Origin of the sequence: Caballeronia sp. AZ7_KS35 (assembly GCF_023631045.1) — a bacterium.
Classification (GTDB): domain Bacteria; phylum Pseudomonadota; class Gammaproteobacteria; order Burkholderiales; family Burkholderiaceae; genus Caballeronia; species Caballeronia zhejiangensis.
In genome coordinates, this window is record NZ_JALQDV010000044.1 from 1 (window position 1) to 8,901 (window position 8,901).

The window sequence follows — 8,901 nt, forward strand, 5'->3', positions numbered from 1 at the left end:
CGCGATGTCATTCATCATTGTCTCGTGTATTCTGAGATGTTGAAATACGGGGTTCTGGGCGCTCGCCCCTCCCCCCCGCGGGCCGGCGCCGCGCGAGCCCGCGCTTCGTGTCATCGCCGATTCAACGTACCGGCAATTGAGCCGTGTCGGCAGGGCTCGCGCACTGCACTTCGTAATGACGCTGACGAATGAGCCGATCCTGCCGCAGTCCCCAAAAATAGGTAACGGCAAGGCAGGGCAACAGCGAAACGATCGAATACCCGACGCCCGCAAGCGGGTTGCCCGTGAGATTGACGAGCGAAAGACTGATGAGCGGAAGAAACCCGCCGAACAGCACATTGCCGAGTTGTTGCGACAATCCGAAGCCCGTGGTCCTGCTTTGCGGTGGAAAACATTCGGCGATGAACGCGGGCAGCGGCGCCATGATCATCGCGGTCAACACGGCGAGCAGCGCGACGAGCAGCGTCACCGTGACCCAGCCGCCCGCGAGCGCATTCGTCCTGATGCCCGCGAATGCCGGATACGCTGCGAGTATCCAGAGCACGATGCCGATCAGCATCACGCGCGCCCGGCCGATCGCATCGGACAGACGGCCGAACGCCGGATAAAGCGGCGCGGCCACGACGATAGCGACGCCAAGGCAGAGATTTGCGCGCGACGGATCGACCTTCAACACGTTCTGCAGGAAGTACAGCATGTAGACGATCGACGTATAAAGCGATACCGACGTTCCGCCTTGCGCGCCGAACATCGCGACGAGAATCGCCTTCCACGACGTCGCGCTCGACAACGTGTCCTGCAGCGGCGATTTCGACAGACGGCCCGCCTCTTTCATCTCCGCGAACACGGGCGTTTCCTTCATGCCCAGCCGGATCCATGTCGCCACCGCGACGATCGGCGCCGAGATCAGGAACGGGACGCGCCAGCCCCACGATTCGAATGCGGCTGCATCGAGCGCGAACTTCAGCGCTGACACGATAGCGAGCGCGAGCAAAAGGCCGAGGCTCGCGGTGCTTTGCAGCACGCTCGTCGCCATGCCTTTGCGGCCCGCGGGCGCATGCTCCATGACGTAGACGACCGCGGAGCCATATTCGCCGCCGAGCGCGATGCCCTGCACCACGCGCAGCGCGATGAGGCCGATCGGCGCAAGCAGGCCGGCCATCGCGTAGGTCGGCAGACAGCCGATGCCCACCGTCGCGATACCCATGATCGCGAGCGTGATGACGAAGGTCTTCTTGCGTCCGATGCGGTCGGCCATCGGGCTGAAGATGATCGTGCCGAGCGGCCGCGCGACATACGCGATGCCGAACGTGGCGACGCCCGCCATCGCGGCGACCGTGCGATCCGTCGATGGCAGGAACAAGTGCGTCAGCGTCGATGTCAGCGCGACGTAGACGAAGAAATCGTAGTACTCGAGCATCGTGCCGAGGCTCGATGTCGCGATGATCCGCAGCATGCCGGGCTTTGAATGTCGCGCGCCGGAAGTCGTGGACATGGTCGTCTCCTGTGATTCAGTTCGTGAGGCCCCGCGCGATCGACGCAGTGGCCGTAAGGCGCATCACATGTGCGTGCGCTTCTTCGCCGCTTGCTGCGCGAGAAACCGGTCGACAGCCTCCTTGTGCTCGCGGCCGCACAACAGAATGGCCTGCATGCTCGCCGCCATTTCGAGCGTCGTTTCAAGCGATGCATCGGCCGCTTCGCGCACGAGCCGCTTCGCCATGCGCAGTGCAGTCGGCGGGCTGTGCGCGATGCGTTTCGCCAGCGACAACGCTTCGGTGTCGAGCGCATCCTCCGGCACGACCTTCGAGACGATGCCGAGCTTGAGTGCCGCTTCAGCATCGATGAACTCGCTGGTCAGCGTCAGTTCGAGCGCCTTCGCATAGCCGACGATGCGCGCGAGAAACCACGATCCGCCGATGCCCGATACAAGTCCCAGCCGCAAGAAGCTCTCTGCGAAAACGGCTTTCGTGCTCGCCACGCGGATATCGCACATCAACGCGAGATCGCAGCCCGCTCCGACTGCGGCGCCATTGACCGCGCATACCGAAGGCACATCGAGACCGCTCAATGCGCGCGTGATCCGGTGCAAGCTGCGATGCAAGCGGTCGCGCACGTCTTCGACGCTGCCGCTCATCAGATCGCTGCCGCTTTGCATGTCCTTCACGTTGCCACCCGTGCAGAAATGCCGCGACGACGAACGCAGCAGGACGCAATGCACGTCGCGCCGGTCGTTGATCTCTTCGAGCGCATCCGACAGCGCCTCTGTCATCGCGACGTTCAGCGCGTTGCCGTCGCTTGCGCTGTTGAGCGTGAGCACGAGCACGCCGTCGTCGAGGGATGACTCGACCAGCGAACCCGAATCGTTTGAATAAGCTGACACGACAAAGTCTCCTGATAGTTTCGCCGGCAACTACCGGTTCTGGAATGCGGCCTGACGACGTTCGAGAAACGCGGCCATGCCTTCTTTCTGATCGGCGAGCGCAAAGCCCGCATGAAATAGCCTTCGCTCGAACAACAGACCTTCCGACAGCGAGGACTCGAACGCACGATTGACGGCTTCCTTGATCGCGACGATCACCGGCAGCGAATGACGCGCGATCTGCTCGCCGACGCGCATCGCTTCGTCGATCAAGCGCTCGCGAGCGACGACCATCGACACGAGTCCATATGCCAATGCCTCGCTTGCGTTGAAGGATTCGCCGGTCAGGCACGCGAGCATCGCGGTCGATTTGCCCACCGCGCGCGGCAGACGCTGCGTGCCGCCCGCGCCCGGCACGATGCCGAGCTTGATTTCGGGCTGGCCGAAGAGCGCATCGTCCGCGGCGATGACGATGTCGCACATCATCGCCAGTTCGCAGCCGCCGCCGAGCGCATAGCCGCCTACCGCAGCGATGATCGGCTTGCGGGCCATGCGGATGCGGTCCCAGCTTCGTCCGATGTAGTCATCCGAGAATGCGCTCGCGTAATCGAGCTTCGACATCGCGACGATGTCGGCGCCGGCGGCGAAGGCCTTGTCGGACCCTGTCAGAACGATTGCGTGAATTTGCGGATCGGCTTCATTGCGCAGCAGGACGTCGATGAGCTGATCCATCAACGCGTCGGTCAGCGGATTGAGCGGGTTATCCGACGCGAGACGCACGAGCGCGACCTGGCCGCGTCGTTCGCTCCGTATGATCGCGGCGCTCATGCGCTCACCTTGCGGTCTTCATCGCAGGTCTCGCGCGTTGCGCGGCCCAGGCGGATCACGCCCGCATTCAGCAGTTCCGCGATCTCGCTTTGGGCGAAGCCGTATCGCTCCAGCATCTGCAGCGTGTGCTGGCCCGTCAGCGGCGCTGGCACGTCGGGCACGCTTGCGCGGTCGGATGGACCGAGCGCGAAGCCGTGCGTACGCATGATTCCCGCGACCGGATGATCGATCGTCTGCGCCAGTCCGCATTCGGCGTATTCCGCCGTTTCGATGACATCGCCGTAGGTTGCGACGGGCGAACACAGAATGTCCCGCGCTGCGAGCCGTTCCATCCACTCCGCGGTCGGGCGTTCGACGAAACGCGCCGCGAGCATGTGATGCAGCGCCTTGCGATGGCGCACGCGATCGTCGTTGGTGGCGAAGCGCGGATCCGCTGCGAGTGCGGACGATGCGAGCACCTCGCACAGCGCGCGCCATCGTTCCGGATGATAGGCGACGACCATCATCCAGCCGTCCTGCGTCGGGAACGCTTCGTTCGGGCATGCATAAGGCGCGGCGCTGCCGGTTTTTTCCGGCTCGCGGCCGGACGCGAAATACGCAGCGAAGCCGATCTGCTGCAGCATCAGCGTCGCGTTGTAGAGACTCACGTCGAGATGCTGGGCACCGCCGCCCGCGCGAACCTGATGCAGCGCGCCGAGAATCGCGATCGATGCGAGATAGCCGCCCATCATGTCGGCAACGGGAATCGGGACTTTCAGCGGCTCGGCGTTCGTCGTGCCGAGCGTGCTCATCAGACCGCTGACAGCCTGGATCACGCCATCGACGCCCGGCCGCTTGCGATTCGCGCCCGTCTGACCGAAGGCGGAGATCGAGCAGTAGACGAGCCGGGGATTCAACTGACGCAGTGCGTCGAAGTCGAGTCCCATCGATGCCATCACGCCCGGCCGAAAGTTTTCGACGAGCACGTCGGCCTCGCGCAACATGCGGCGAACGGCTTCGCGCCCCGCGTCGGTTTTCAGATCGATCGCGACGCTGTACTTGTTGCGGTTGACGCTGATGAAGGCCGGGCTTTCACCGCTGATCCACGGCGGGCCGATGCGCCGCCCGATCTCGCCGTCGGGCGGCTCGATCTTGACGACGTGCGCGCCGAGATCGGCGAGCGTCATCGAGCAGACCGGACCGGCGAGGACATGCGAGAAATCGATCACCCGCACGCCGTTGAGGCTGTCTCTTGGCATTTGTGATTGTCCTGTCTCGTGACTCGTCACTGCGACGAATCATGCCGACGAGAATAGGTACTCACCGGCCTTCCGGACAATCGACAATTTAGAAACGAGCCTTTGACTTTTTGTTAAAGGGTCGGCGATTCGTGAGCGCTATTCGTTGAGCAACGAGTGCAGCCATCGGCGGAAAATCTTCAGTGCATCGGATTGCGGACGCGCCGTCGGCCACGCGAAGTAGTACGTGTGATTGCCGCGGTCCAGCTCGAACGAAAACGGAGCGACGAGCAGACCGCTTTCGAGTTCGCTGCGCACCAGCGCCTTCTGCGCGATCGCGACGCCGTGCCCTTCGATCGCTGCCTGATACGCGAGCAGCGACGTTTCGTAGCGCATCTCGCGGCGTCGCCCGCTCAATGGAAGGCCCGCAGCCTTCAGCCACAAGGTCCAGTCTTCAGGGCGTGCGAGCGTGTGCAGAAGCGTTTCGCCCTGTAACTGCGAGCGCGCCTTGACCTGTCTCGACGGCGCGGCGACAGGCACCAGTTCGTTCGCGATCAGACGTTGCACGCGCAGACCGGGCCACTTGCCGTCGCCTAGCTGAATGCCGGCGTCGATATCCTCACGCGCGAAATTGAGCGGAGCCGGTGATGTCGTCAGTTGCACGTCGATGTTTTCATGCAGCCGATGAAAGCTCGCGAGACGCGGAATCAGCCAGCGCACCGCGAATGTGGCGGGCGAGCGGATCTTGAGCACGCGGGCGCGCCGTTCCGACGAACGCAGACTGTCGGTGGCTTCGCGCAGCGCTGCGAAGAGCGGCATCAACTCCGCCAGATACCGCGCACCCGCCGAGGTCAGCTCAAGCCGTCCTTTCACACGCTCGAACAGATCGACGCCCAGATAGGCTTCGAGCGTGCGTACCTGCCGGCTGACGGCGGCGGGCGTCACGGCCAATTCGTCGGCGGCCTTGGAAATACTCAGCAGGCGTCCGGTCGCCTCGAACGCCCGGGTCGGATTCAACGGGGGAAGCAGTGCGCGACGTTCCATAGCCTGTCCGTGTGGAAGCATGTCGGGATTGTGGCGCGAAAATGGTCGAAGGGAGGTTGGTAGGCGGCCACTCGCCGCCAGTATCGACTGCCGCTCGATCATCGTGGCAAAGCCGCTTTCCTGTCCCGACAAGGCCGCCCCGCAGCGCATATTCCGTTCCCGGAGAACGGGATAACAATCCTTTAACGGTGTTGCTAATCGATTAATTAAAATCAATCTTCTGACGATTGATCCGGTGGAGACGCGCGCCTAGACTGAAATCATTGAAGGCAACGAAAGCCTTGGAGACATCAAGGCCTAAAAAGATGAGCACCTTCGAAATCCAAGAAAGCATTCGAGAGATCAATCTTTCCTATCTCATCCTGGCGCAGCGAATCTTGCGCGAGGACCGCGCGATCGGCATGTTTCGCCTCGGGCTATCCGCCGAGGTTGCCGATCTGCTGATGAGCCTCTCGCTGCCCCAAGTCGTGAAGCTCGCCTCTTCCGATCAGCTGTTATGCGCGTTCCGCTTCAACGATCACATGCTGCTCTCCGCGCTGACGCAACCTCCGAAGCACGCCGACATCGCTTCGACGCATGCTGCCGTTCTATTGGCAGGCCAACCCGTCAAACTGCTGATCTAAGGCGCCGTCCTCCATGAACCTCATTGCAAAGAAAAGCCTGACCGAAGAAGCGCAAGAGGTGTTTCGCGCAGTCGCGCTCATCGAACTCGGTGCGCGCATGCAGGTCCTCGAAAGCGAACTCACGCTCTCGCGCGAACGTCTCATCCGTCTTTATCGTGAAGTGCGAGGCGTGTCGCCACCAAAGGGAATGCTGCCTTTCTCCGCGGACTGGTACATGCCGTGGCTTTCGAACATTCACGCGTCGCTATTCTTCAACACTTATCTGTTCCTCAAGAACGAAGCGAGCTGCTCGCACCTCGATGCGCTGACCAAAGGATATCGGCTGTATCTGGAGCACTGCACGCGCAACGACGCCGAACCGGTGCTCGACCTGACGCGCGCCTGGACGCTCGTGCGTTTCTTCGAGGCGGAGATGCTGCAATTGACGCCCTGCTGCCGCTGCACCGGCAAGTTCGTCGCGCACAAGCATGACTTGCAGCACGGCGTCGTGTGCGGCGCCTGCCAGCCGCCGTCGCGTGCGGGCAAGACGAGGAAAGCGGCGGCACGCGCGGCCGTTCAGGCTTTTGCGTCGGTGACTGCCGAGAATGTGATCGATCCGGCCGCGCGACCCATCTCCGCTGAAGCAGCTTGAGCCGTATGCTCAATCGCTTCGGGAGTCGTGATTCAGCGAATGCGCGTTCCATACTTTCCCGATCAACCACTGGAACAGCGAGTGGCCTTGTTCGTGCTCGGCGGGCATCGGAGTCGCGAGCTTGCCGAGCTTATCCTGCCGATACGCCAGAAGCTCGCACATTTGCTTCGCTACTTCCGGATGATCTTTGAGAAACGACGTCATGTCGTCCTTGGCCAGCTGAAATAGAACCGATGGCGTGAGCGTCGAGATCGATACTTGCATCGCGATTCCGGCGAGCAAGCCCGCTTCCCCGAATGCTTCGCCCGGCCCGATGCGAGCAACCTCGCGAGCGCCTGCCGCTTCGACGACCGCGACCGAGAGCACGCCCGAATGCACGATCGACAAGCTATCGGGCACGGTGTCGGGCGCCAGGATCTGATGATTCGCCTGATATTCGTGTCGCGACAAACGCTTCGCGAGCCGCGTTATTTCCTCGCCTGAAAGGCTGTCGAACAAGTCGACGCGTCTTAACAAGGCTTCTTTTTCATCTCTCGATGCAAGCGCGGGCGCCGCTACGCCCAGCGCGCGCCATGCCACGCCAGCCGCGGTGAGATGGCGGTAGCAGAGGTCGAAGAGCTCGTTGCATACGGCGAGCTTTTTGTTCATGTCGTCGACGAAGGCCACCACTTCATACTGGACCGAGTTCGTCGTCGTGCGCTTCATGCGCGCGTATGGGGCCGGCGTCGCGAGAATCAGATTACAACCGGTAAGCGCGCGCCCGAGTCCGTCCAGCACGTTCTTCGGCCGCGCCTCGGGTTCGATCTCGAGGACGATCGATATGCCGTGGACGTCGCCCGGTCTGCTGTTATTGGTGATTTTCGCCTTCGCCGCGACAGCGTTAGGGACGATGAGCGTATTGCCTTGCCCCGTCAACAGATGTGTCGCGCGCCAGTTCATCTCGACGACCTTGCCCTCGACGTCGTCGATCGTCACCCAGTCACCTATCGCGTAGGGTTCCGTCGTGTTGATGACGATGCCCGCGAATACATCGCTGAGCGTGCTCTGGATAGCGAGGCCCAGCACGATCGCCAGTGCGCCCGATGTCGCAACGAGGCCGCGTACCGGCAGTTCGAGCACGAAGCCAAGCGCCGCCACGGCCGCCGCGAGAAACACCACGGCACCGAAAACGTCCGAGAACAGCCGCTGTTTTCTCCAGGCGCGTGGAAGCAGCAGCGTGTCGAGTGAGAGCGTGAGCAGGCGCGCGCCCATCAACCACCAGATGATTTCGAGAATTTGCCCCGCCCAGTGCAATTCGACGACGTCGGCGAACGGCGCCTGCGTGAACGGACTCAGACCCGACGAAAAGAGTACCCAGCTCAACAGAAAAAAGAGCGCGAGCCGTATGAAGAGCCGGGCCAGGTCGTTGTCGGGCAATCGCGCGCGCCATACGATCACGTCGATTGCGACGATGCCGAAGCCCAGAAGCAAGGGGTATTTCACGGATGCTCCTCTCGAGGAACGACTTCGAGAGAATACACATTTGCTGGCAACGCGCGCTAGCCACGGCTCGCACGCCGATGCGTCACAGGCGCTTCGGCGCCTCGTACCACTTCGGATGAAATGCCTTCACGAGCGGACCATCCGTACGAAGCGCGTGACAGCCGTCGAGCTGGAACGGCCGCATGGTGCCGCTCGCGTTGATTTCCTCGCTCATCGTCTGAAATGCGGCGGTGGCCACCGCGCCGATGAGTTCAGTCAGATGCGTGCAGCCGCGCAAGCCGCCGAACAGGTTTCTGATTTCGCGCATGAAGCCCGGCGCGAGCTTCATGCCTTCGAGCTTGCGATAGTCGGGCGCGATCGTTTCGCAATGGCCGACATACGGCACGATGATCGATTCGGCCTTCGCCTCGCGGATGACGAAATCGACGCCGATGGTCATGCGCAGCATCATCTCGTGTACCGGATCGCCCGCCTTGACGATCACGCCATGGGAATCGCGATCGTATGACTTCGTGTCGCGCAGATGGCCTTCGATGTCGTAGAGGCCATCCGCGCGTCTGAAGCCTTGCAGCGTGATCTGGCGCGTGTGCAGCGGCACGCGATCCATCGTCACAGCGTGCTCGCGAGATCCGGCACGACGGAGAACAGATCGCCGACGAGACCGTAATCGGCGACGCTGAAGATCGGCGCTTCGGGGTCTTTGTTGATCGCGACGAT

General features: G+C 62.3%; 9 protein-coding genes and 1 pseudogene. 2 read left to right on the forward strand and 8 right to left on the reverse strand.

Going from position 1 to position 8,901, the window contains the following annotated elements:
• Nucleotides 1-121 precede the first annotated feature (121 nt).
• The 5 genes from NCT05_RS27930 to NCT05_RS27950 all read right to left on the reverse strand — a co-directional run bounded on the left by NCT05_RS27930 (nucleotide 122) and on the right by NCT05_RS27950 (nucleotide 5,448).
• Nucleotides 122-1,495, reverse strand: a complete 1,374-nt coding sequence (locus NCT05_RS27930) for an MFS transporter (protein ID WP_250503679.1) — start codon at nucleotides 1,493-1,495, stop codon at nucleotides 122-124.
• Nucleotides 1,496-1,558: 63 nt separating this feature from the next.
• Nucleotides 1,559-2,380, reverse strand: a complete 822-nt coding sequence (locus tag NCT05_RS27935) for an enoyl-CoA hydratase-related protein (RefSeq protein WP_250437353.1) — start codon at nucleotides 2,378-2,380, stop codon at nucleotides 1,559-1,561.
• A gap of 30 nt (nucleotides 2,381-2,410) precedes the next feature.
• Nucleotides 2,411-3,187: an enoyl-CoA hydratase-related protein gene (locus NCT05_RS27940; RefSeq protein WP_250437355.1), complete on the reverse strand. Its 777-nt coding sequence runs from the start codon at nucleotides 3,185-3,187 to the stop codon at nucleotides 2,411-2,413.
• The gene (locus NCT05_RS27945) at nucleotides 3,184-4,425 is read right to left on the reverse strand and encodes a CaiB/BaiF CoA transferase family protein (RefSeq protein WP_175981521.1); all 1,242 of its coding nucleotides are present in this window, start codon (nucleotides 4,423-4,425) and stop codon (nucleotides 3,184-3,186) included. The genes NCT05_RS27940 and NCT05_RS27945 overlap by 4 nt, the downstream gene beginning before the upstream one ends.
• 138 nt (nucleotides 4,426-4,563) lie before the next feature.
• Nucleotides 4,564-5,448, reverse strand: a complete 885-nt coding sequence (locus tag NCT05_RS27950) for a LysR substrate-binding domain-containing protein (RefSeq protein WP_008346873.1) — start codon at nucleotides 5,446-5,448, stop codon at nucleotides 4,564-4,566.
• 305 nt (nucleotides 5,449-5,753) lie between these two features.
• Here NCT05_RS27950 and flhD point away from each other — a divergent pair, with 305 nt between their 5' ends.
• A complete protein-coding gene (flhD, locus tag NCT05_RS27955; RefSeq protein WP_008346874.1) occupies nucleotides 5,754-6,071 on the forward strand; it encodes a flagellar transcriptional regulator FlhD in 318 nt (105 codons plus the stop codon).
• A gap of 22 nt (nucleotides 6,072-6,093) precedes the next feature.
• Entirely contained in the window at nucleotides 6,094-6,702 is a 609-nt protein-coding gene (flhC, locus tag NCT05_RS27960; RefSeq protein WP_250503681.1) for a flagellar transcriptional regulator FlhC, read from the forward strand.
• 9 nt (nucleotides 6,703-6,711) lie between these two features.
• Here the strand turns inward: flhC and NCT05_RS27965 are convergent, their stop codons facing one another.
• The 3 genes and pseudogenes from NCT05_RS27965 to NCT05_RS27975 form a co-directional block, all read right to left on the reverse strand.
• On the reverse strand, nucleotides 6,712-8,184 hold the full coding sequence (locus NCT05_RS27965) for a mechanosensitive ion channel domain-containing protein (protein ID WP_250503680.1): 1,473 nt from the start codon (nucleotides 8,182-8,184) through the stop codon (nucleotides 6,712-6,714).
• Between the two features lie 82 nt (nucleotides 8,185-8,266).
• Nucleotides 8,267-8,791 carry a DUF2889 domain-containing protein gene (locus tag NCT05_RS27970; protein ID WP_175981697.1) on the reverse strand — a complete coding sequence of 175 codons (525 nt, stop codon included), beginning with the start codon at nucleotides 8,789-8,791 and terminating at the stop codon, nucleotides 8,267-8,269.
• A gap of 2 nt (nucleotides 8,792-8,793) precedes the next feature.
• Nucleotides 8,794-8,901 (reverse strand): annotated as a pseudogene (locus NCT05_RS27975) (electron transfer flavoprotein subunit alpha/FixB family protein); the annotation flags it as partial.